Origin of the sequence: Methyloceanibacter stevinii (assembly GCF_001723355.1) — a bacterium.
In the GTDB taxonomy this organism is placed as follows: Bacteria; Pseudomonadota; Alphaproteobacteria; order Rhizobiales; family Methyloligellaceae; genus Methyloceanibacter; species Methyloceanibacter stevinii.
This window is the reverse complement of sequence record NZ_LPWE01000010.1, coordinates 207,119-229,977: the sequence shown is the minus strand read 5'-3', so window position 1 is coordinate 229,977 and position 22,859 is coordinate 207,119. Positions and strand designations below refer to the sequence as shown.

Sequence of the window (22,859 nt, the reverse complement as noted above, 5' to 3'; positions counted from 1 at the left end):
CATTGCTACAACATCTAGCCTCGGGTTCGGCCGCACAAGGCAAACCACAACCAACGAACGCCGAGTAGGAGTACAAATGTCCGAACCGCAGACCAGCATCAGCCAGCCGAGCCACGACGAGTTTGCAGCGCTTCTCGAAGAATCTCTGACCGGCGCAGCGCTCCAGGAAGGCAGTGTGGTCAAAGGAACTGTCGTCAGCATCGAGAAAGATGTGGCGATCATCGATGTGGGCCTTAAGACCGAAGGCCGCGTCCCCCTCAAGGAATTCGGCGTCCCTGGCGCGCCCTCCACGCTTGTCGAAGGCGACGAAGTCGACGTCTATCTCGAGCGTGTCGAGAATGCTGCCGGCGAGGCCGTCCTGTCCCGCGAGAAGGCCCGCCGCGAAGAGAGCTGGGTCCGTCTCGAGGAGAAGTACAAGAACAACGAGAAGGTCGAAGGCGTGATCTTCAATCGCGTCAAGGGCGGCTTCACCGTCGATCTCGACGGCGCCGTGGCCTTCCTTCCGGGCAGCCAGGTCGACATCCGACCGATCCGCGATGTCGGCCCGCTTATGAATACGCCGCAGCCCTTCCAGATTCTCAAGATGGACCGCCGCCGCGGCAATATCGTCGTATCCCGCCGCTCGGTTCTGGAAGAGAGCCGCGCCGAGAAGCGTGGCGAGATTGTCGCCCGCCTCAAGGAAGGCGAAGTGGTCGACGGCGTCGTCAAGAACATCACCGATTACGGTGCCTTTATCGATCTTGGCGGTATCGACGGCCTGCTTCACGTCACGGATATGGCGTGGCGCCGGGTCAACCACCCGAGCGAGATCGTCAATGTCGGCGACACGGTTAAGGTGCAGATCATCCGCATCAATCCGGATACGCAGCGCATCAGCCTCGGCATCAAGCAGCTCGAGGCCGATCCGTGGGAAGGCATCGCCGCCAAGTACCCGGTCGATGCGCGCTTCAAGGGCACGGTCACGAACATTACCGATTACGGTGCGTTCGTGGAGCTGGAGCCCGGCGTCGAAGGTCTGATCCACGTTTCCGAGATGAGCTGGACCAAGAAGAACATTCACCCCGGCAAAATCATCTCCACGAGCCAGGAGGTCGAGGTGCAGGTTCTGGAAGTCGATCCGGACAAGCGCCGCATTTCGCTCGGTCTCAAGCAGACCCAGGAGAACCCGTGGGTCGCGTTCGCGGCGGCATACCAGCCGGGGACCGAGATTGAAGGTCAGATCCGCAACATCACCGAGTTCGGCCTGTTTGTCGGTCTCGATGGCGGTATCGACGGCATGGTCCACCTGTCCGATCTGGACTGGTCCAAGTCTGGCGAGGAAGCTCTCAAAGACTACAAGAAGGGCGACACGGTGAAGGCCGTTGTCCTTGAGGCAGACTCCGAGAAGGAGCGCATCAGCCTCGGCATCAAGCAGCTTGCGGCCGACCCGTTCGAGGGTGCGGCTTCCTCCGACAAGCTCGGCAAGGGTGCCCGCGTGACCTGCGAAGTGACGGCCGTTAAGGACAATGGGATCGAGGCCAAGCTTCTCGACCATGACCTCACGACCTTCATCCGCCGTTCCGATCTTTCCCGCGATCGCTCCGAGCAGCGTCCCGACCGCTTTGGCGTGGGCGAGAAGTTCGATGCCGTCGTGACCCAGGTGGATCAGAAGACGCGCAAGATCTCCGCCTCCATCAAGGCGCTCGAGATCGCCGAAGAGAAGGAAGCGGTGGCCCAGTACGGTTCGACCGACTCAGGCGCTTCGCTCGGCGACATTCTCGGAGCGGCCTTGAACAAGGCCAAGGACGCCGACGAGGAGCCGGCCGAAGCGGAAGCTGCGGCCGACGCCGAGGAAGCTCCCAAGGCCAAGGCTGCGCCGAAGGCCAAGACCAAGCGCGCCGCCAAGGCGGCGGCCGACAGCGAGAGTGCGGACGAGGCCTCTGCGGAGGAATAGTCCGGTACGCCTCACGGCTGCCTGATTTTCGATGTCTCACGGGCCGCGGTCGATTAGACTGCGGCCCGTGGTTCATTTGAGCCCGAGTTACAACGCGCGAGTCGCCCCCTATGAGCCTTGACGCAGAACGCGTAGTCGAACGGCGCCGCCTCAAGCGGCGTGTTTCCATCTGGCGCATCGCTGCGGTGCTGCTTGCCGTGCTGTTCGTGGGCTCGCTCGTCATGAGCGACTCGGACTCGAGCGGCACGGGCGGAATCCTGCCCCATGTGGCGCGGATCACAATCGATGGCGTGATCACCAACGATCGCAAGATGATCAATCTGATCGATAGGGTCCGTAAGGCCGACCAGGTCAAGGCGGTGATCATCGAGGTCAACAGCCCCGGGGGGACGACGACGGGCGGTGAAGCGCTCTACGACGCCATCCGGCGCCTCTCTAAGAAGAAACCCGTGGTCGCGACCTGCGGGACTCTGGCGACATCCGCCGCCTATATCGTCGCCCTCGCCTCGGACCGGATTTTCGTCTACGGCAACACGATCACGGGCTCGGTCGGCGTCATCTTCCAATGGGCCAACGTGACCGAGCTGATGAAGAGCCTTGGCATCCAGTTCGAGGACGTGAAGAGCGGAACGCTGAAGGCGGTGCCAAGCCCGTTTGAGCCGACGACGGAAGAAGCCCGCAAGGTGACCGAAGAGATGGTCGACGATGCCATGGAGTGGTTCGTCGGCCTCGTGAAGACGCGCCGCAAAATCACGCCGGACACAATTCCGGGGCTCACCAAAGGACGCATCTATTCGGGGCGTCAGGCCGTCGACTACAAGCTGGTAGACCAGATCGGAGACGAACTCGCAGCGCGCGCTTGGCTAGCGACGGAACGCGGCATTCAGCCGGGTTTGCGGGTGCGGCAATGGAAGCCCCCGACCGAGGACACGGGTTTTCTCGGGTTTGCGACACAGTCCATCGCAGCAATGTTCGGCTTGTCCGGTAGCAAGTTTGCGGGCCTGTTGGACGAGGCCGGTGCGGTCCTTGAACTTGACGGTCTGGTCTCTGTTTGGCACCCTGCGTCCAATTAGTGGGGCTTGGATCGCGGCGGTACAGGGCTGCGGTCCCTTTGGGGCGTGCCAATGATAAAATCCGAGTTGATTCAGCGGGTGGCCGCCGCCAATCCGCATTTATTCCATCGTGATGTTGAGCGCATTATCAATATCATCCTCGATGAGATCACCGGTGCGCTGTCGCGCGGGGATCGTGTCGAGTTGCGCGGCTTCGGCGCCTTCACCGTCAAGCATCGCGCGGCGCGGCAGGGCCGTAACCCGCGGACGGGCGACACGGTGTTCGTGGAGGACAAGTTTGTGCCCTTCTTCAAGACCGGCAAGGAATTGCGCGAGCGCCTCAACCCGGATGATAACCAGGGTGGCGCATAGCGCTGACGGCGTGTGGTCCCGAACGGGCCGCTTGGGGAGCGAGACGTGACGCGGAAGCTCGTCCTGGGACTTGTGATCATCCCGCTCGGCCTGGCGCTGATCGCGCTAGCCGTCGTCAATCGCGGACCGGCCGAGCTCATTCTCGATCCGTTCGGCGGCGACCAGGGCTATATGGTCGAGGCCCCGCTGTTTCTGTTCCTCCTCTGCGCCTTTGCGCTCGGCCTCCTGATCGGGGGCTTCGCCTCCTGGATCAACCAGGGCAAATGGCGCCGCACGGCCCGGGCCGAGGCGCGCGAAGCACGCGACTGGCGCCGGCAGGCCGACCGGCTGGAACGAGAGCTGGAATCGGCCAACACCGCGCAGCAGCGGCCGCAGCTTCCCGCCCAGTAGGCCTTTCCCCATGGATCCCTTGACCGTTTTCGGTCTCATTGCCGTGACCGCGATGCTGGTCACCTACGCGCTTGAGGACCGCAGTCCCTGGTACATCTTAGCGTTCGCGTTTGCGTGTCTCCTCGGGTCGGCGTATGGCTTCCTGCAGGGTGCTTGGCCCTTCGGTGTCCTCGAGGCGGTCTGGGCTGGGGTCGCGGCCTATCGCTGGCGCAGCCGGGTCGCCCGGTAACGCTCATGTTGCGGTGCGATGGACTTAAGCGCCTGGATTTCATAGGGTGAGCGCCGCTCGGGGCCCCCGATCCGGCGCCCCCCGTGTCACAACCTTTTTGAAGAGCTCCCGTGACGGTCGAAGTTAAAATTTGTGGTGTGCGGACGCCCGCCAGTCTCGATGCCGCGATTGCCGCAGGCGCCGATTTCGTCGGCTTGGTCTTCTTCGCGAAGAGCCCGCGCAATCTGTCGCCTGCGGATGCAGAGCGTCTCGCGACGGCCGCGCGCGGGCGGGTCAAGACCGTTGCGGTGCTCGTCGATCCCGATGATGCGCTGATCGACACGATTGCCGTCGATGTACGTCCGGATGTGCTGCAGCTTCACGGCTCCGAAACGCCTGAGCGCGCCGCGGCCATCAAGGCGAAGACGGGCCTCACCGTCTTCAAGGCGGTTCCGGTTGCGGAGGCCGCCGACGTGAGCGCCGCCGCGCGCTACGAGGGTATCGCGGACCGGATCCTGTTCGACGCCAAGGCGCCGGCCGGCGCCGACTTGCCCGGCGGCAACGGTCTTCGTTTCGACTGGGCGATCCTCGAAGGCGCATCCGCGCCGTTCGCGCTGTCGGGCGGGCTCGATGCGTCCAACGTCGCAGAAGCGATCCGCCTGTCGGGCGCGTCGTTGGTCGACGTCTCGTCCGGGGTGGAAACGGCGCCGGGTGAGAAAGATCCAGGCCTTATCGCGCAATTTGTTCAAGCGGCGCGGGGCGCGGCGCCAGAGCATAAGAAAGCATCATGAGCACGATGACGGATGCCCTGAATACCTATCGCGGCGGTCCAGACGAGCATGGCCATTTCGGCCTGTTCGGTGGCCGCTATGTGGCCGAGACGCTGATGCCGCTGATCTTGGATTTGGAGCAGGCCTATACCGACGCGAAGGCCGACCCGTCCTTTCAGGCCGAACTCGACTCTCTGAACGCGCACTACTCGGGACGCCCCAGCCCGCTCTATTTCGCTGAGCGGCTCACGGAGCATCTCGGCGGCGCCAAGATCTACTTCAAGCGCGACGAGCTCAACCACACGGGCTCGCACAAGATCAACAATTGTCTGGGACAGATTCAACTCGCGCGACGCATGGGTAAGACGCGCATCATCGCCGAGACGGGCGCCGGCCAGCACGGCGTGGCGGTGGCGACCGTTGCCGCGCGCTTCGGACTGCCGTGCGAGATCTACATGGGCGCAACCGACATCGAGCGGCAAAAGCCAAACGTGTTCCGCATGCGGCTGCTCGGCGCCAAGGTCAATCCGGTCACGTCCGGGTCCGGCACGCTCAAGGACGCCATGAACGACGCCTTGCGCGACTGGGTCGCGAACGTCCACGACACGTTCTACATCATCGGGACCGTCGCCGGTCCGCATCCGTATCCGGCCATGGTGCGCGATTTTCAGTCCGTCATCGGCAAGGAAACGCGCGAGCAGATGATGGAGCGTGAAGGCCGTCTGCCTGACACGCTGGTCGCGTGCATCGGCGGCGGGTCCAACGCGATGGGGCTGTTTCACCCCTTCCTCGACGACCGCTCCGTCGCGATCTACGGCGTCGAGGCGGGCGGTCACGGCATTGACGTGCCGAACGGCCATGCCGCATCCATGACCGGGGGGGCCGGGCGTCTGCACGGCAACCGCACCTATCTGCTGCAGGACGACGACGGACAAATTCTCGAGGGCCACTCCATTTCGGCGGGGCTGGATTATCCCGGCGTCGGCCCTGAGCATTCCTGGCTCAAGGACTCGGGCCGCGTCACCTATGTGGCCGTGACGGACAAGGAAGCGCTTGAGGCCTTCCAACTCTGCACGAAGCTCGAAGGCATTATTCCCGCCCTCGAACCGTCCCATGCGCTGGCTTATGTGCGGAAGCTTGCACCCGAGCTGCCGAAGGACAATTTGTTGGTCATGAACATGTGTGGGCGCGGCGATAAGGACATCTTCGCCGTCGCCGAACACCTCTCGATGGAAATGTAGTCATGACCAGGATCGATCAGACATTCGCAAGGCTGAAGGCGGAAGGCCGTGGCGGTCTCGTCACGTTCATCACGGCGGGCGATCCCGACTACGACACCTCGCTCTCCTTGCTGAAGGGGTTGCCCGGGGCGGGCGCCGACATCGTCGAGCTCGGTATGCCGTTCTCCGATCCCATGGCCGACGGTCCGGCCATCCAGTCCTCTTCGCTTCGTGCCTTGAAGGGCGGCCAGAACATGAAAAAGACCCTGGCCATGGTGCGGGAGTTCCGGACCGAGAACCAGGACACCCCGATCGTGCTGATGGGCTACTACAATCCCATCTACATTTACGGCGTCGACCGGTTCGTGACCGATGCGAGCGAAGCGGGCGCCGACGGCCTGATCATCGTCGACATGCCGCCCGAAGAAGACGAGGAGTTGCGCCCCGCCGCATCCGAAAAAGGATTGAATTTCATTAGGTTGGCAACGCCCACCACGGATGCGAGGCGGCTTCCCGCCGTGCTCGCGAACACGTCGGGTTTTGTCTATTATGTCTCGATAGCCGGGATTACCGGAACCGCGGCGCCCGACGTTTCGTCGGTCGGCGCACATGTGGCCCGCATCAAGGCCCATACCGACCTTCCGATCGCGATCGGCTTCGGCGTCAAGTCGCCCCAGCAGGTTCGCGAACTTGCGGCCCTCGCGGAGGGCGTGGTTGTCGGGTCGGCCCTGGTTTCGTCGATCGAGGAGACGCTCGACGCGAACGGTCAGGCGACGGCGGAGACCAAACCGAAGCTTTTGGGGTTTGTTGAGTATCTCGCCGAGGCACTCCATGAGCCCGCCGAAGCCTCGGCGATCTAAAGCGGCAGCAGCGTAGAGAGTTGGACCAGTGAACTGGATCAATAGCGTCGTCAGACCAAAAATCCGCAGCTTCCTTCGCAAGAAGGAGATTCCGGACAATCTTTGGGTCAAGTGCCCCGAGACCGGCCAGATGATCTACTACAAGGATCTCGAGGCCAATCAGTTCGTCGTACCAGGATCCGATTTTCATATGCGCATGACGGGCCCGGCCCGGCTGAAGGCGCTATTCGACGACGGGAAATACGCGGCGCTGCATCTGCCGGACGTGCCGCACGATCCGCTGAAGTTCCGCGACGAGCGGCGCTACTCCGAACGCCTCAAGGATGCCCGCAGCAAGACCGGCCTCAACGATGCGGTCCATTCCGGCATCGGCAAGCTGCACGGCGATACGGTCGTGGCCGCGGTGCAGGACTTCGACTTCATGGGCGGCTCGCTCGGCACGGCCGCCGGCGAGGCGGTAATCTCATCGATGCGCGCGGCGCTGGTGCGCAATGCCCCGTTTATTCTGTTCGCCGCCTCGGGCGGCGCGCGTATGCAGGAAGGCATTCTTTCGCTCATGCAGATGCCGCGGACCACGGTGGCCGTGGAGGAACTGCGCGAGGCGAATCTTCCCTACATCGTCGTGCTCACCAATCCGACGACGGGTGGCGTGACCGCTTCCTATGCCATGCTGGGCGACGTCCACATCGCCGAGCCTGGAGCGCTGATCGGCTTCGCAGGCCCGCGTGTCATCGAGCAGACCATTCGTGAGCAACTCCCGTCGGGCTTTCAGCGGTCCGAGTATCTTCTCGAACACGGCATGGTCGACATGGTGGTCCATCGCCACGACCTGCGCGCCACGCTGGCACGCATCTGCAATCTGCTCCTCCATCGCCGCCTCGACGCCACCGCCGAAGACCAGGTGAAGGCTCTCGTGCATCGTCCCGCCATTGCGGAGTCTCCCGAGGAACAGGCGCCGGTCCAGGCGCAGGATGCGCCCGCGAAGCACAGCGGTAACGGCCTCGACAAGAGCCACCACGAGGAGCCGGAGGCGGAGGAGGTCTTGACGCAAGCCCCAAGCAATGGCGCTAATCAAGAAACGTCTCAGAATGCATAAGCTGCGTAGGGCTGGCCCCTTCGATGAAGACCGGCCATGCCAGGCACCTGGAGCAAGGTTCCTTCGATAAGGCCGATTGAGGATTGACCAGTCTACCCGATAGTGCCCGTGGCGCGTCGCCGGACCCATCCGAGGTCATGAGCTCGACGCTTCTCGAGCGGCTGAAATCGCTTCACCCGCAATCGATCGACCTGTCGCTGGGTCGCATCGAGGCGCTGCTGCACCGTCTCGGAGATCCCCAGGACCACCTGCCGCCCGTCGTGCATATCGCCGGCACGAACGGCAAGGGCTCGACGTTGGCGTTTGTGCGCGCGATCGCCGAGGCGATGTCCAAGCGCGTCCACGTCTACACCTCGCCCCATCTCGTGGACTTCCACGAGCGGATCGTTCTGGCGGGCCCCCATGGCGCGGCACCGATCAGCGAGGCGCGGCTGGTCGATTGCCTGGAGCGCACGGAGGCGGCCAATGGCGGCGCGCTGATTACCCTGTTCGAGATCACGACGGCTGCGGCGTTCCTTGCGTTTTCCGAGGCGCCGGCTGATCTGCTGTTGCTGGAGACGGGCCTCGGTGGCCGCCTCGACGCGACCAACTTGGTCAAGAAGCCCGCCCTCACGATCATCACCCCGATCGCCATCGACCATGTGTCGTTCCTCGGCGACACCCTTGCGAAGATCGCAGGCGAGAAGGCGGGCATCATGAAGCCCGGCGTGCCCTGTATCGTCGGCCGCCAGGAGCCCGAGCCTTTGGCAGTGATCGAAGCGCGTGCGGCGGAGGTCGGCGCGCCTCTTCACGTGGCGGGCCGTGACTACGATACGTTCGAGCAGCAGGGCCGGCTGATCTTTCAGACCACGTCGCGCTTGCTCGATCTGCCCCTGCCGCGTTTGGCCGGCCGGCATCAGATCGACAATGCGGGGATGGCGATTGCCGCCGCGAGCGTCGTGTTCGGCGATGCGCTGACGCAAAGCGCGCTCGAGGAGGGCGTCACGAGTGCCCACTGGCCGGCACGGCTCGAGCGCCTCGCCGTTGGCGCCCTTCACGCCTATGCAAGCGAGGGCACCGAGATCTGGCTCGACGGCGGCCACAACGAGGCGGGCGGCCAAGTGGTGGCCAACACACTCGCCGAACTCGACGAGCGTGTACCGCGACCCGTGCATGTCATCTGGGGCATGATGGAAACGAAGGACGCCGAGCGCTTCATCGCGCCGTTCAAGGGGCTGGTGGAACGCGTCTATACGGTGCCGATCCCCGGAGAGCCGAATGCGTTCGACGCAGGGCCATTGGCGGAGGTTGCGCAAGCCGCCGGGTTCGACGCCGTGCCGGCGAGCAGCGTGCAGGAGGCCTTGCTACGCTCGGCGTCGGGCGAGGAACCCGCACGCGTCCTCATCTGCGGCTCGCTGTATCTCGCGGGCCACGTCCTCAAGCTTCATTCAGGCCGATAAGCTGGAGCGCGGTACGCTCTACGCAACCCCGTCGACAGCGCCGCCGATCCAGGCCGCGAGCTGATTCTTGGGGTAGGCGCCGCGAAGCGTGTCCACCACTTCGCCATCCTTGAAGATGATGAGGGTCGGGATAGCCCGCACATTGTACTTGGCGGGGGCGTTCGGATTCTCGTCGATGTTGAGCTTGGTGATCTTCACCTTATCGCCGAGGTCCTTGGCGATCTCTTCGAGCGCGGGCGCGATCTGACGGCACGGGCCGCACCATTCGGCCCAAAAGTCCACCACTACCGGCGTCGAGGACTTGAGAACTTCCGCCTCGAATGTGTCGTCTGAAACCTTGTCGGTCGCCATCGATCGTCTCTCCTCATGGCCAGCCGGAAGCGTCCGACCGGACTAATCTGCTGTCCCCCGGAACCTAGGTGCGCCCCTCATGTGCGTCAAGGCCGCCCCGGGCCCGCAAGATGTCGCGTTCGGCCCTCTCAAGCAAAGTTGAAGAGATCTCCATGAGGCGCGGCCCATCGGTCCATAGGAGGGCCGCGCGGACCGGTTTGCCGGGGAACATGGTCCGGAGCGCCAATCGGTAGGCGGCGAGCTGCCCGATATAGGCGGGCGCTACATCTTCTTCCTCTGTCGGGGGCGGGCGGTTGGTCTTGTAGTCGAGGATCAGCAGCCCATCCTCCAGAATGGCGAGGCGGTCGATCTGGCCTTCCAGGTCGAAGGCCTGCTCTCCCTCGCCGATCCGCGCCACCACGGGCACCTCGGCCAGGCTGTCGCCCGCGAACAGCGGCGCAAAGCGCGCATCGCCGACAATTTCGAGGGCTTCGGAGACGATCTCCGTTTGCGCTTCCGCGGAGAGCACGTCGCCCCGCGCCGACACGAAGCGTTCCGCCGCCGACCGGCGCTCGTCCTCCGGGACTTGCGGCAGATGCTGAAGCAGCGCGTGGATAAGCCGGCCGCGAACGAAGCGCATGTCTTCGGCCAGGGCGCTCGGCCCAAGCGGGGGCTGTTCGGTCCCGAAGGGCCCTTCGCCCGTTGCGTTCTGCGCTAGCCGGGACGGTGAGAGCTTTGCGCCGGTCCGTTCCTGCGGGGCGGGTGAGCGTGCCCAGCCGGGCAACGGAGCGGCAGGCCCACCCGCGGGCGCCTCGTCCTTCGTCTTCGGTGGGGCTTCCTGAGGGCACGACATCCTGTGGACGGTGCGGCCGTCCGCATCCTCCAGCGCTGTCAGTTGCCCGCGCAGACCGCTTTCGATCAGGTCATACCAGCACCCCTCACTGCGCTTCTTCAAGCCCTGCCAGCCGCACACATAGAGCCGGTCCTCGGCGCGCGTCATCGCCACATAGAGGAGGCGCCGGTACTCCTCCTGCGCGGCGCGCTTCACGGCGGCTTTGGCGTCGTCAAGGCCGGGAACGCTCGAATGCCCGGCAGGCGGCCAGACAAGATGCGGGGCGTCGTCCGGAATGCCGCCCGCCCGGGGCGGGAGGTAGACCTGCGGGCCCTGGCCCTGCGGCACCGAGCACGTGTCGGGCATGATCACGATCGGGGCCTGCAGGCCCTTCGCCCCATGCACGGTCATAATGCGGACTTCGTCGCGGTCCTGCTCCATGTCGCGTTTGACGTCGATGTCCCCCTCGCGCAAGGCGGCGATGAAGCCTTGCAAGGAGGGTGGATGTTCGCGTTCGTAGGCGAGCGCCGCATCCAGGAATTCATCGATGGCTTCGGCGGCTTCGGGCCCAAGCCGCGCCAACATCCGCTTGCGCATGCGCATGGACTGCTCACCGAGGAATGAGGCGTAGAACTCGAAGGGCGGCAGCATGTCGGCTTGCCCCAGAAGTGCGCGCAGTTCCGTCGCGGCCTCCGCATATCGGTTATCGCTCTCGGCCTTTGCGATCAGCGCGGACCAGAGAGAGCCCTCGCGGCCGTGAGCCAGATCGAACAACGCCTCCTCCTCCAGCCCGAACAGCGGGCTTCGCAGCACGACGGCGAGCGCCAGATCGTCCTCGGGCATGAGCAGCACGTCGCCCAGCGCCATCAGGTCCTGCACGGCGAGTTGCTCGAGAAGGCGCATGCGGTCGGCGCCGGCCACGGGAATGTGCGCTCGCTTCAGTGCACGGATCATCGGTGCGGTGAAGGGCTGCCGCCGCCGCACAAGGATGAGGATATCGCCTGGCCGGATCGGCCGGTCCTGGGACTCCAAGCGTTCGTTGGTATCCAGCCAATGGCGGATCTGGCGTGCGAGGCGCGAGCACAATGCCTCCAGCGCATCGGCCCCGCTTTCGTCCTCGTTCCAGGGCTCGAAGGGCGCGCTGTCCAGGGGCTGCTTTGTCTCCTCGACCTCCCACAGTTCGACGATACCGGCCTGTCCCTGGCGGGCGGCGTAGTGCGTAATCTGCGCGCCTTCCAGAAATGTCAGTCCGCGCGCTGCTTCGTCCTGCGCAAACACGCGATCGACGGCCTCCAGCACCGGGACGGTCGAGCGGAAAGAGACATTGAGCGGCACGTCATGCCAGGTCATATCTGCGTTTTGCGCCGCTTTGCTGAACAGGCGTCCGGTTTCGCCGAAGCGCACGGGGTTGGCGCCTTGGAAGCTGTAGATCGATTGCTTCTCATCGCCGACGGCGAACAGCGTGCGCGGCTGCGGCCGCGCGCTCGCACCGGCAAAGAACTCCGCCGCCAGCGCCTCGACGATGGACCATTGTTCCGGGTTCGTATCCTGGGCTTCGTCGACGAGGATGTGATCGATCCCGCCGTCGATCTTGTAGAGCACCCAGGCGGCCGCGTTGCTGCGCGACAGAAGATCGAGCGTCTTGACGATCAGGTCGTCATAGTCGAGCGCGGCTTCGCGCCGCTTGGCCGCGTCGTATGCGGTCTGGACGGCGTCAGCAAAAGTCAGGACCGCGCCGGTCGCCTCCACCACGCGCAAGTGTGCGAGATCCGTTTCGAGATCTGCGAACGTCATCTTGGCCGCGTCGAGCATGTCCACAATCTGGGGCGCGTTGTCGGCGACGGCGTTCGTCACGAGCCGCGCCCGTGGCGTCCCCTTCTGCGTCAGGAACAGCGCGTTGAACAAGGCGGCGCGGGCCGCTCCCGTCGCATGTCGCGCGTGCCGCAAGGTGTCTTCCGTACTCTTGTCGGTCTTGACCTTGCCGAACGCGGCGAGCGCTTCAAGTGCGGTGTCGAGCTGTTCGACCGAGAGCACGTTGCCTTGTTCGGTGACGAGCGCGGCTTCGTCGGTCTCGGCGACTTGGAAGAAGGTCTTGAGCGCTTCGGTTTCCAGGCTGGGCCAGTCGGCCGCAGAGGCACTTTGCTGATGCCGCCGCACGATCCGCTGTAGCTCCGCGCGCTTCGCCAGGATCTCGCCCACGACATCGCGGAATTGGTCTTCGCTCGTCAGGGCGACGACCTTGGCGAGAGCGTGCCCCAACGGGCTGTCGGGGCTGGCAGCGGCCTCCATCGCAACACTATCGAAGGCCTCGTTGCGCGTGTGCTTAGCTGTCGTCTCATCGAGCACGGTGAAGTTCGGCGTCACCGTCGCCTCCAGGGGGAAGCGCTGCAGCAGCCGCTCGCAGAAGCCGTGGATGGTATGGATCTTCAATCCGCCCCGCGCCTCGAGCACGCGCGCGAACAGCCGCCGTGCGGTCCGCATGTCCTCCTCGTCGAAGGGCTTGCGAAGTAGCTTGCCGAGCGTCTCGCGCAGCTTCTCGTCCGGCATCAACGCCCAGCCCGACAGGGTCTTGAGGAGACGGTTCTGCATCTCCGCTGCGGCCGTCTTCGTGTAGGTGAGACACAAGATGCTTTCGGGCGACGCCCCTGCCAGCAGGAGCCGCAGGAAGCGTTGCACGAGCACGGCGGTCTTACCGGTCCCAGCGTTGGCGGACACCCAGACGGAGGCCTCAGGTTCGGACGCACGTGCCTGGTTGGTGTCGGCGGTATGAACGAGGTCGGTCGACTGGGTCATGAGCCGTCTCCCTCGGTCAGCCATTCAGGCACGCGGGCGAGTTGCTCGTAGTCGTCAAACCGGTAGCGTCCGTGAAGCCGGCGTTTGCGCGCCGTTTGACCTCGTAGGGCGTGTTGGGGTCGTCGAAATAGGCGACCAGCGCTTCGAGCTGTTCGAGCGCGCACTTGGCCAAGACGTCTGGGCTTTCCTTGCTCGCCGCTTGCTGCTCGCCTCCCTCGCCCCGGCCCGACGCGCGGATATATTCGAGCCCCGTCACCTCGCAGGGACCCAGGCCTTCGAAGCCGCCGCCTTTGGCGATCGCGGCCTCCAGCGGCAATTGCGGCCGATAGAGATCCTTGACGTGGCTTTGGCTCGGCGGCGGGCCGGTCTTGTAGTCATAGATCACGAGCGTCCCGTCTTCCGCCGCATCGATGCGGTCTGCGCGCGCCGTCAGGCGAAAGCCGGAGGGTAGCTCCAGGACGCCGGTCACCTCGGCGAAGGACTGGAGGACATTGGCGCGGCGTGCCGGTTCGGTAGCGGCGAACCACGCGGCGAAACGGCGGAAGCTCGGGCGCCAGAAAGCGTGCAGGCTCGGATTATCGCCAAGGGTCGCGAACGCCGCATCGCCGATCTCATTCAGCGCGGCCTCGATATCGTCCGGCAGTGCGTCCGGGTGGGTTTCCGTGAACTTTCGCAGGATCGCGTGGAATGCGGAGCCGCGCATGGCGTTGTCCGGTTGGGCGCCGAGCGGGGACAACGGGGTGAGTTTCAGAATGTGCCGCGCGTAGATCTCGTAAGGGTTCGCGATCCAGCGTTCGATCTGGGTGACGCTCAGGCTCCGCGGCCGCGCGCCACGGGCGGGCGGGGGCGGGGCCGCTCGGCGGGTTTGAAGTCATCGTCATCGATCGCGTCCCGGTCCCGGGCCCAGGCAATCCAATCCTGACTGGGCGCGAGAGCCTCGTTCAGCTTTGCGGCATCGACCAGCGCTTGCAGCCGCTGCAGCCAGCGCGACGGCACGGTCGGCACGCCTTCCACTTTGAGGGCGTGGCTCAGGACCACGGACTTGGCGCCAAGCGCCTGGGCGAAATCGTGGGCGGCAAGCCCGATGCGGCGCTCCGGCGATGACAGGCCCAGCCTTTCGCGCATAGGCCGGTTGAGCCAGGGGTCCGAGTCTTGGGGCTTGGGCCAAGTGCCTTCGTTGAGCCCGCCCAGAACCATGAGATCGGGCTGCTGCAGCCGGGCTTCCATTTGGCCCCAGATGAACAGCCGGGGATGGGCGGGCCGTGTCGGGCGCACCGCGTGGCCTGCGAGCAGGGTGCGGTAAACGGCCGGGTATTCGCGCGCGCGCATCTCAAAGCCGCCGCCGTCCTCGATCAGCCGTGACAGGAGTACCGTCAAGGCCTCGCCCGCGTCGCCGCCCCAGAGCGGTAAGGCGCCGGTCTCGTCCCGCGCCAGGGCTTCAGCAGCGGCCGTATGCGCCCGCACCAGGCTCGCCGCGTCGTGCGGTGCGCTTCCCTCGAACAGGTCCGTGAGGGGCGCGAAAGCCGCCTGAAGCGCTTCGACAAGCGTCGAGGCCGCCGCGGCTTCGGGTTTCGTGACGGGCACTCTGTGGTCGAGATTTTCGAGGGCCCTGGCCGCATCCGCCAGCCCCCGACCGAGATAGTTCTCTCGAAACACCGCCCGCTCCAAAGCGCGCCCCATATGGCGGATCTCGCCTGCGGGCCGCGACAGGCGCGTCAGCGGGTGCTTGAGCAGCGCCATCAGGTCGGGCGGCGCGAAATCGCTCTCGGCGGCGGCGAGCACCAGATCGAGAAACGCGCCCGGCAACGTGCGCCGGACGGGCGTCCCGGCGGAGTCGTCGATGGCGAGACCGTAGTCCCGCAGGCGCGCCGCCACCCGCCGTGCGAGTTCCCGGTCCGGGGTGACCAGGGCCGCGGTTTTGCCGGGCTCCTCGATGCACGCCCGCAGGATGAGCGCGATGGCTTCGGCTTCGTCATGGGCGGTGGGCGCCGCGACGAGACTTAAGCCTTTCAGCGCCTCCGCAAGATCGGACTCCGGTCCTTCGCCGACGCCTTCGAACGCCTGGGGCCAGCGCTCCGTGGTCTCGGCGGGCCGCAAGGTCTCGCTGGCGAGACGCAAGCGCGCCTCCGCAGCGGGCCCAGGGTCGCTGCCGGGCACGATAGCGACCTCCTCGCGCGTGGCGCCAAGTTTCGTCAGAAGCTCGGCCATGCCCGCTTGCGGGTGCTCCGGATGGCGAGGGAGTGTCTCCCAGCTTTCGCTTTCGAGGAGGAGATCGAGACCGGGCAGGACAACCGCCCCGTTCGGCAGATGCGCGATCGTTTGCAGAAGCCGCGCAGTGGCAGGCACCGTGCCGGTTGAGCCAGCCGCGATTGCGGGATAGGGCGAACCCGCTGCGAGCCGCGCGGTCTCCTGCGCCATGAGCAGGTTGCGCCGACCCACCGGTGAGACGAGACCGATCTCGTTGAGGTACGCGGGCCATTGCTCGGTGACGATAGTGAGGAAGTCCACCGTCTCGGCCCAATGGGCCGCCAGTTCCTCGGGCACCAGCGTTTCGAGTGCGGCGAGGTCGACTTCCTCGGACTCCGCGCTGTCCATCAGCGCCGCAAGGTCTCCCGCAAGGCTCGTCGCCTGCGCCGGCGTCATGGGCATCGGGACTTCGGTGCCCAACGTCCCCGCCGCCAGGCCGCGCGACCAGGCCAGGATCATCTGCGTCAGCGCGATCAGCCGTGCGGTCGGCTCGATGGCCGGGATGCCGAGCGTGCCATCGGCCTCCGCGAAGCGGTCGGCATCGAGGATCAGTGCTTCGTCTTCGTCCGCATGGCCGAGCGCCAGGATTCTTGGCAGCAGCAGGCTTCGCCGCCGGATCTTGCAGAAAGGCTTCGCGCAAGGTGCGCGCCGCGCGCCGCGTCGGCAAATAGATTGTGGTCTGCGGCAGGTCGAGCAGGCCCGGTTTGGCGCCGCCCGGCGCGGGCAAATCGCCGGCAAGGATGGCCCTTGCCAGGGTCGTGAGGAAAGGCGCCGAAGGCGGGATTGTGTAGAGGCGGGGCTGTGCGCGGGGCTCAGACACGCGTCTTTCTCATGCGCCTTCGTGCTCGAAAGAGGCCTCGGCCTCCGTGAGCGCCTCGGGCGTGCCCACATGCATCCAGCGGCCATCCAGGCGCACGCCATAGACGCGTTCTCTCTCGAGAGCGCGGTCCCAGAGCAAGTTCAGCGAGAAGGGGCCTTCGGGAACGTCTTCGAAAAGCGCCGCGGTGCACAGGGACACACCGGCGAAAGCGAAGGGCACGACTTGGCGTTCGCCGCGCCGGGAGATGCGTCCGTCCGGCTCCATATCGAAGTCGCCGCGGCCGCCATAGCCGATGCTGGTCGACAACGGGGCGAGCAGCAGGAGGCAATCCATCAGCGCCGGATTCCAGTGGCGCCGCATATGGGACAGCGCGGGCGTCACGCCCTCGCTCCAGACCGAATCCGAATTGTGGATGAAGAACGGGCCCTCGCCCAGCAGGGGCAGCGCCTTGGTCGCGCCGCCGCCCGTGTCGAGCAGCTGCTCCCGTTCGTCCGAGATGATCGTTTTCGGACCTCGATCGGCGCGTGCCGCCATATGCGCTTCGATCTGGTCGGGCAGATAGTGCACGTTCACCACCGCCGTCTCGACGCCCGTGGCATCGAGCCGGTCGAGGACATGATCGATCAAGGACCGGCCCATCAGCGGCACGAGAGGTTTCGGCATCTTGTCGGTGAGGGGACGCATGCGCTCGCCAAACCCGGCGGCGAGCACCATCGCACTGCGTACAGGAGTCATCGTGGTGTCCTTCTAGAGCGACTTCGGCGGAAGGTCCTCCGCGGCCGGGAAGGCCCGCGCGTAGAAGTCGCGCAAATGTGCGAGCGCCGGGTGAGCGAGGTCCCGTTCCAGGTAACGCGCGACCCGCGGCATATGAGCCAGATAGGCGCGTTTTCCGTCGCGCTTCGCCAAACGGGCGAAGATGCCGAGAATCTTGGAATTCCGCTGGGCGCCAAGCGTGGCGTAGAGCGTTCGAAAATCATCGCTTGAGAAAGTCCCACCCCGCGCCGTTCGGGCGGCACAGTACCGGTCGAGTTCGGCCCGTTCAAGCGCTTCGGGGACATCGAGCCTCGCGTCTTGCAGCAAGGAGACGAGGTCGTAGGCAAGGGGGCCGCGGAGCGCATCCTGGAAGTCCAGAAGGCCGATATCCCGGATGCCGTCGCGATCCGGCAAATACATTAGATTGGGCGAATGGTAGTCCCTGAGGACCCATCCCGGATCCGCTTCAGCGGCGGCCTCAAGATGCGGCCGCCAGAGGGATTCGAACTCGGTCCGCACTTCTTGGGGCAATGCGCGTCCCTGCGCGGCCGCCAAAGCCATTCGACGATGAGCGAGGCCTCGATCAGCATGGCTTCGGCGTCGAACCGGGGCAGGGCGTAGGGGCTGCTGCCGGGGACAGGGAGGCGTCCTCGGGCGGCGTCTCACTGAGCGCGAGCAGCACGTCGACGGCCCTTTGCCATAGGTCGGCCTGGCTCAGCCCGCGCTCCATGGCCGTCTTGAAGACCGCGTCGCCGAAATCCTCCAGCACGATGAATCCCCTGTCGAGATCGAAGGCTGGATCTCGGGCGCCGAAAAGCCGCGCGCCCGCAAGGCCTCGGCCGCGGCAACGAAAGGTTTCACGTCCTCGGCCAGGTGCACGAGAGCACTGTAGGGCTTGCCGTCGCGGATCGGTGGGCCGTCCGGCTGCCGTGGCGAATTCATGAGTACCGCCCGCCTGTCCGGCAGCACGAGTCGGGCATAGCCGCGCGCCGACGCATCCCCTTGCAGGTAGAGCGCGTCGGCCTCGGCGAAGGCGGTTCCTTCCAGAAAGCCCGCCATGGCTTGGAGACGCTGCAGTCTTCCGGCCCAATCGCCATGGCCGGTCAGTACCAGCGCGCGGGTCTCGGGCGCGCCCGTCTCCTCGAAAACGATCTCAAGCCGGTCTTGGGGCAGCCAGCCTTGGGCCCGCTCCGGCCACTCGATCAGCAGGGCGCCATCGACAAGCGCATCGTCGAGGCCAAGCTCCTCCAGCTCGCCGTCGTCGAGCCGATAGAAGTCGCAATGGCTCAGGGTCAAACGGGGTGTCTCGTAGCGCTGGATCAGCGCGAATGTCGGGCTCGGCACCTCGCTGCCCCGGTCGAAATGGCCGACCAACGTTCGCGCCAGCGTCGTCTTGCCGGCGCCGAGAGGCCCCGAAAGCGTCACCACGTCGCCAGTCTTGAGGGTCAGCGCGATCCGGCTTGCAAGGCGGTCGAGACGGTCCAGATCGACACCGTCAAGCCGCCAGACTTCGGTCATCCGGCGTGTGTGGCCCGCATGGGGCCCGCTTCCATTTCGGGCGTTTCCAGGTCCTGCGTGAGCGGGAGCAGCACCGTGAGCCGGGTGCCCCGGTCAGGCGCGCTTTCGAGCGAGACCGTGCCCCCGTGGAGTTCGGTCAGGCTCTTGACGATGGAAAGTCCGAGGCCCGCGCCGCGGTGGCGGGAGCCCTGCGTACGGCTTTCGAAACGGTCGAACACGGTGTCTTGGAAGTCCTCTGGTATTCCCGGACCCTCATCCTCTACGGAGAAGGCCAACATCGGGCCGTCGCGACGGCAGGTCAGCCGCGCCACGGAATTCGGCTCGGAGAAGCCGATAGCGTTCGAGAGCAGATTATAGAGGATCTGGGTGACACGGCTAGCATCGGCGACAACCTCGTCGACCCCGTCCTCGATCTCGATATCCAGCTGGACTTCGTTCTGTTTCAAGCGTTCTTCGACGCCATGCCTTGCCGCGTCGATGATGGCCGACACGCGCACCGGGGCGAGCTGCAGCCGCAACGATCCCGCATCGATCGTGGCCAAATCCAGGATGTCGTCCACGATAGCGCGTAGCGTCGTGCCCGAGGAGAGAATGTCGTCGACATATTCGCGCTGCTTGTCGGTCAAGGGACCGAAGGCGGGCTCGGCGAGCATCTGGGCGAAGCCAAGCATGCTGTTGAGCGGCGTCCGCAATTCGTATGACACGTGCGAAACGAAATCGCTCTTGAGACGATCGGTCGTCTCGAGCGCCTCGTTCTTTTCGATCAGCGCGCGTTCGGCGCGTTTGGAATCGGTGATGTCCGAATAGGTCAGCAGCGTACCGCCGTCGGGCAGGGGCAGCGCGGCGAAGGACAACACCGTGCCGTCCGGCCGGTCGAACTGGCTGTCATAGGGGCGCCGCTCGGCGACGATGGAAGTGACGATTGCCCGGGTCCGGTCCCACTCGTCCGGCTCGTTGTACAGCAGGCTGCACCATGCCGTGACTTCGTCCACATGCGGTTCGGCATCGAGGAGCTTCGGCGTCAGACACCAGATGGCGGCGAACGCGCTGTTGTAGAGACGCAGACGCCCATCGGAGCCGAACACCGCGACGCCTTCGCGCAGCGTATCGAGAGTCTCGCGTTGCACTTGGGTCAGAGCGTTGTAGCGGCTCTCCAAGGCGATGTGTTCGGTGACGTTCTCGTACAGATACGTCACGCCGCCATCGCTGTTCGAGTCTGCGATCACATGCAACATGCGGCCGTCGGGCAGATGCCAGCGGTCTTCGGTCTGGTTGCCGCTGCCGTAAGTCGAGAGCCAGTCCTGCTTCCAGACACGGTACTCGGCGCGTTCTTCGAGCCGTCGGGCCTGGCGCAGGCGATCGAGGATCTCGCCGTCGCGCGGCCGCGTTTCGAGCCAGTCGGCATCGAGTTGCCAGAGGTCGACATAGGCTTGGTTGTAATGCGCGAGCCTCTGCGTGGAGTCGAACACGGCGAAGGCCGTCGCCAAGCGGTCGAAGCTCCGGAAATGCGTATCGAGCAGCGCGCGCGCCTCAGCGTTGTCGCGCTCATTCTGCTTGGCCTCGTCCAGCAGCAAGCGCAGCGCGGCGACCTGCGCCTCAAGCTCCTTGTGCTTCGCCGAAAGCTCGGCCAGTTCGAGACGCTGCCCCGCGATATCGCGGACCTTCAGAACCAGGGTGTGCCCGGCGGTCCGTCCGTCCGCTTCCACATAGCGTCCGCGTTTGGTGCGGAGCATCAGATTGAACGGTTCGCCGTGTGCGGCGAGTTCCTTCATCGCGGATTCGAGATCGGCTGCCGAGTCGCCGTCGAGCCATTGCTCGAAGGCGAGGAGCAGGGATGCGTCGCGAGGTACGCCGAAGCTGCCCGGCAGGTTGGACACCAACAGCTCAGGCGTTGCTGTTTCGCCGAGAGTCAGTAGTGCCTGCGGCTCGGCGGCGAGCACCGTCTCCAGCGTGTTCTCGCTCAGAGCCAGCCGTTCGGCTTCCTCGGCGGCGGTCGCCTCGCGCAGCCGCGCCCGTTTGATGGCGCGCAGGCACGCGATGACCATGCCGACCGAAAAGGCGATGATGCCGAGATCGATGCCGAGCTTGAGCAGTATCCCGGGTTCGAGAAAGCTACCGTCCGCCGCGACCGCGCCAGTGCTGCAGAGCAGCCACGCCGGGACGGAATAGGCGAGAACGCGGGACAGCGCCGTAGGCCACCTTGATGCAGGCGTCGCCTCCCCTGTGCTGGTCCGCATGGTCCCCCTCGCTCCACGCCGCCGATGGGTTGCCGAACGTGTGTCGGCCGCGCCATCTGCGCTGCGTATGATGGTGCCCTTGCGGTACTAAAACCGAACGCGTCTGAAACGTGCCGCATTTTGGACGCGAAACCGAGCTGGCGGACGCCAGCCGCAAGGACGAATCACTTTGAGAGTACCTGCTTCGCGGACTCTTGCCCACAGGCTGAAGGCCCAAGGAATGGCGTTTAAGGGCCGCCGAATCGATAAGAGCCCTGGACGAGGAGTTGCGCCTGCTCGGCCGCGTAGCGCATGGGAATGATCGTGCCGGTGCCGCCGAAGTTCACCGTGCCCTGTGTCGTCCACATGGCCCAATAGCGCCCGCCGACACCGATGCTGAACGCGTCCGTGAGCGCATAGGACAACGTCGCTTCGAGTTGCACGCCGATGCCCTCGCCGTCCTCCGGCGATACGAGATTGCGCAGGATGTGATCGTCCGTGCCGTCGAAGGCCACGTAAGGAAGATAGGCGGCGTCGGCCACAAGGCTCACACGCGGAGCAATTTGCGCTTCGGCTGCTGCGCCGAGCCGCAGCGCCTGCCACGTGTCGTCCTCCGTAATACCGCGCACGGAGCGGGCGAAGGCGGGGTTGCAGTCCGAATAGCGGTTGGCGATCTGGCGGCAGCCGAGCCCGGTCATGTCCTGTTCGAAGTGGGCGTAGCCGACGAACGGAGTGATCGAATGGGCCGGGCCGCGCCACAGCGCGTAACCGACATCGACGATGCCGTAGCGGATGTCATTGTCGACGCTCGACAGCGTGTTCGAGTAGGGCACTTCGTTGGGACCGAATTCCAGATCCCAGTCTTCATCGTTCAACGCGCCGCCGCTGCTGCCGCCGCCGACCAGCCCCTTCACCACCAGCCCGAACGGCGTGTCGAGCCGCGCGAAGGCCTCGCCGCCGTGCGTGTCGGTATTCTCGTAAGTGAGCCGGGAGCCGAGCGAGCCGAGGCCCTGGTTCTGGATGCCGAGATCCTTGTGGAACTGACCCCAACCATAGACGTAGCGGGCACCCGTGGTCAGTGCGTAGCCCGGCGCCATGGTGTCTCGTGCAAGTGTGCCCGGCGTGCTCGCGCCGTCGCCGGAAGCCACCGCTCCCATCTCCGCCGCAGGTCCCAACCGGTAGTTCACGCCAAGCTTGATTAGGTGGACGTCCTGGGAGAGGTCCGTTCGCGCGGGCGCGGCCGCGTCGAAGCCGGGCTGCGGCGGCCTCGGTTGAACGCGGCTGCTAGGGCCTACGAAGCCTTGATCGAAGGCGAGGAAGCCGTACTCCGCCTTCACCGTCCAGCGCGGCGACAAGGCGCGCTCCACGCCCCCGCCGACTGTCCAGCCCCACTCCGTACCGCTTTCCGCCGTGCCGGGCACTTGGAGGCCGCCATTGGGTATGGCTTGGAGGTCGCCGGTGACCCAGGCAAGGCCGGCCTTGCCGAACAGGAGCGTCTTGCCGTCCGAGGGGAGTATGTAGCCCAAGCGCCCGGTCAGCGTGCCGAGCGCGTCGATCCCGGCCCGGCAGTTCGAACTGATGAAATAGCCGCTATAGGCGAAGCAGGTGTTGGTGCCGCCGAGATCGGCCCAGCTCGCATCGGCCTCGATCCCGAACACCGCCGCATCGTGCTGCCAATTGTAGCCGACCTGTCCACCGGCGACCGTTCCGGGAGTGCGCACCGTGTTGCCGAAGATCGAACCGCCATAGGGATCGCCCACGTCGGCAAGGGCGAGTCCGCCGCGAGATGCGCGCCGGCATAGAAGCCGCGCCAGTCGTAGGACCCATCGGGGACGCTTCCGTCGGCGGGCGCTTCCCCGGCCACGGCTGGCGTGCAAACCGCCATCGAGACAGCCGTCAGCGTGGCTAGTAAACCGCGTGTCCTGAAGCGCGAAACCATGCGCCGCCCCTCCGCATGTTCGAAGGCTCAACTGTGCGCTGATTCGCATCGCCGTTGCGAGGCCATCGAGC

Annotated in this window: 19 protein-coding genes; 10 read left to right on the top strand and 9 right to left on the bottom strand. The window is 65.4% G+C overall.

The features are described 5' to 3' along the window. Positions 1 to 76 precede the first annotated feature (76 nt). The 10 genes from rpsA to AUC70_RS04905 all read left to right on the top strand — a co-directional run bounded on the left by rpsA (position 77) and on the right by AUC70_RS04905 (position 9,340). The gene (rpsA, locus tag AUC70_RS04950; protein WP_083241270.1) at positions 77 to 1,933 is read left to right on the top strand and encodes a 30S ribosomal protein S1; all 1,857 of its coding nucleotides are present in this window, start codon (positions 77 to 79) and stop codon (positions 1,931 to 1,933) included. Between the two features lie 110 nt (positions 1,934 to 2,043). After that, on the top strand, positions 2,044 to 3,006 hold the full coding sequence (gene sppA, locus AUC70_RS04945; protein ID WP_069443834.1) for a signal peptide peptidase SppA: 963 nt from the start codon (positions 2,044 to 2,046) through the stop codon (positions 3,004 to 3,006). 51 nt (positions 3,007 to 3,057) lie between these two features. Beyond that, the gene (ihfB, locus tag AUC70_RS04940; RefSeq protein WP_045364259.1) at positions 3,058 to 3,357 is read left to right on the top strand and encodes an integration host factor subunit beta; all 300 of its coding nucleotides are present in this window, start codon (positions 3,058 to 3,060) and stop codon (positions 3,355 to 3,357) included. 45 nt (positions 3,358 to 3,402) lie between these two features. Further along, entirely contained in the window at positions 3,403 to 3,747 is a 345-nt protein-coding gene (locus tag AUC70_RS04935; protein ID WP_069443833.1) for a LapA family protein, read from the top strand. A gap of 10 nt (positions 3,748 to 3,757) precedes the next feature. Next, a complete protein-coding gene (locus AUC70_RS04930; RefSeq protein WP_069443832.1) occupies positions 3,758 to 3,976 on the top strand; it encodes a hypothetical protein in 219 nt (72 codons plus the stop codon). 110 nt (positions 3,977 to 4,086) lie between these two features. Continuing rightward, on the top strand, positions 4,087 to 4,746 hold the full coding sequence (locus AUC70_RS04925) for a phosphoribosylanthranilate isomerase (RefSeq protein WP_069443831.1): 660 nt from the start codon (positions 4,087 to 4,089) through the stop codon (positions 4,744 to 4,746). After that, positions 4,743 to 5,966, top strand: coding sequence for a tryptophan synthase subunit beta (gene trpB, locus AUC70_RS04920; RefSeq protein ID WP_069443830.1), 1,224 nt, complete (start codon positions 4,743 to 4,745; stop codon positions 5,964 to 5,966). Before AUC70_RS04925 ends, trpB begins: the two co-directional genes overlap by 4 nt. 2 nt (positions 5,967 to 5,968) lie before the next feature. Beyond that, the gene (gene trpA / locus AUC70_RS04915) at positions 5,969 to 6,805 is read left to right on the top strand and encodes a tryptophan synthase subunit alpha (RefSeq protein ID WP_069443829.1); all 837 of its coding nucleotides are present in this window, start codon (positions 5,969 to 5,971) and stop codon (positions 6,803 to 6,805) included. Positions 6,806 to 6,833: 28 nt separating this feature from the next. Next, positions 6,834 to 7,901, top strand: a complete 1,068-nt coding sequence (gene accD, locus AUC70_RS04910; RefSeq protein WP_083241268.1) for an acetyl-CoA carboxylase, carboxyltransferase subunit beta — start codon at positions 6,834 to 6,836, stop codon at positions 7,899 to 7,901. A 137-nt stretch (positions 7,902 to 8,038) separates the two neighbouring features. Further along, complete coding sequence (locus AUC70_RS04905; RefSeq protein WP_069443828.1) at positions 8,039 to 9,340, top strand: bifunctional folylpolyglutamate synthase/dihydrofolate synthase; 1,302 nt, start codon at positions 8,039 to 8,041, stop codon at positions 9,338 to 9,340. 18 nt (positions 9,341 to 9,358) lie between these two features. On the opposite strand, the gene trxA is transcribed toward AUC70_RS04905, so the two are convergent. The 9 genes from trxA to AUC70_RS04870 form a co-directional block, all read right to left on the bottom strand. Then, positions 9,359 to 9,691, bottom strand: a complete 333-nt coding sequence (gene trxA, locus AUC70_RS04900) for a thioredoxin (protein WP_045364278.1) — start codon at positions 9,689 to 9,691, stop codon at positions 9,359 to 9,361. Positions 9,692 to 9,755: 64 nt separating this feature from the next. Further along, on the bottom strand, positions 9,756 to 13,295 hold the full coding sequence (gene addA / locus AUC70_RS04895; protein ID WP_069443827.1) for a double-strand break repair helicase AddA: 3,540 nt from the start codon (positions 13,293 to 13,295) through the stop codon (positions 9,756 to 9,758). 16 nt (positions 13,296 to 13,311) lie between these two features. After that, positions 13,312 to 14,064: a PD-(D/E)XK nuclease family protein gene (locus tag AUC70_RS16125; RefSeq protein ID WP_244505523.1), complete on the bottom strand. Its 753-nt coding sequence runs from the start codon at positions 14,062 to 14,064 to the stop codon at positions 13,312 to 13,314. A 41-nt stretch (positions 14,065 to 14,105) separates the two neighbouring features. After that, positions 14,106 to 16,280 (bottom strand): double-strand break repair protein AddB, encoded by a 2,175-nt coding sequence (gene addB / locus AUC70_RS04890; RefSeq protein ID WP_158007359.1) that lies wholly within the window; start codon positions 16,278 to 16,280, stop codon positions 14,106 to 14,108. Between the two features lie 91 nt (positions 16,281 to 16,371). Then, the gene (locus AUC70_RS04885; RefSeq protein WP_069443826.1) at positions 16,372 to 17,097 is read right to left on the bottom strand and encodes a nucleotidyltransferase family protein; all 726 of its coding nucleotides are present in this window, start codon (positions 17,095 to 17,097) and stop codon (positions 16,372 to 16,374) included. A 12-nt stretch (positions 17,098 to 17,109) separates the two neighbouring features. Continuing rightward, a complete protein-coding gene (locus tag AUC70_RS18305; protein WP_280138224.1) occupies positions 17,110 to 17,781 on the bottom strand; it encodes an aminoglycoside phosphotransferase family protein in 672 nt (223 codons plus the stop codon). A gap of 48 nt (positions 17,782 to 17,829) precedes the next feature. Continuing rightward, on the bottom strand, positions 17,830 to 18,633 hold the full coding sequence (gene tsaE, locus AUC70_RS18300; protein WP_083241263.1) for a tRNA (adenosine(37)-N6)-threonylcarbamoyltransferase complex ATPase subunit type 1 TsaE: 804 nt from the start codon (positions 18,631 to 18,633) through the stop codon (positions 17,830 to 17,832). Further along, positions 18,630 to 20,870: a PAS-domain containing protein gene (locus tag AUC70_RS04875; protein ID WP_069443825.1), complete on the bottom strand. Its 2,241-nt coding sequence runs from the start codon at positions 20,868 to 20,870 to the stop codon at positions 18,630 to 18,632. The genes tsaE and AUC70_RS04875 overlap by 4 nt, the downstream gene beginning before the upstream one ends. Positions 20,871 to 21,097: 227 nt before the next feature. Continuing rightward, entirely contained in the window at positions 21,098 to 22,837 is a 1,740-nt protein-coding gene (locus tag AUC70_RS04870) for an outer membrane beta-barrel protein (RefSeq protein ID WP_083241262.1), read from the bottom strand. Positions 22,838 to 22,859: the final 22 nt, after the last annotated feature.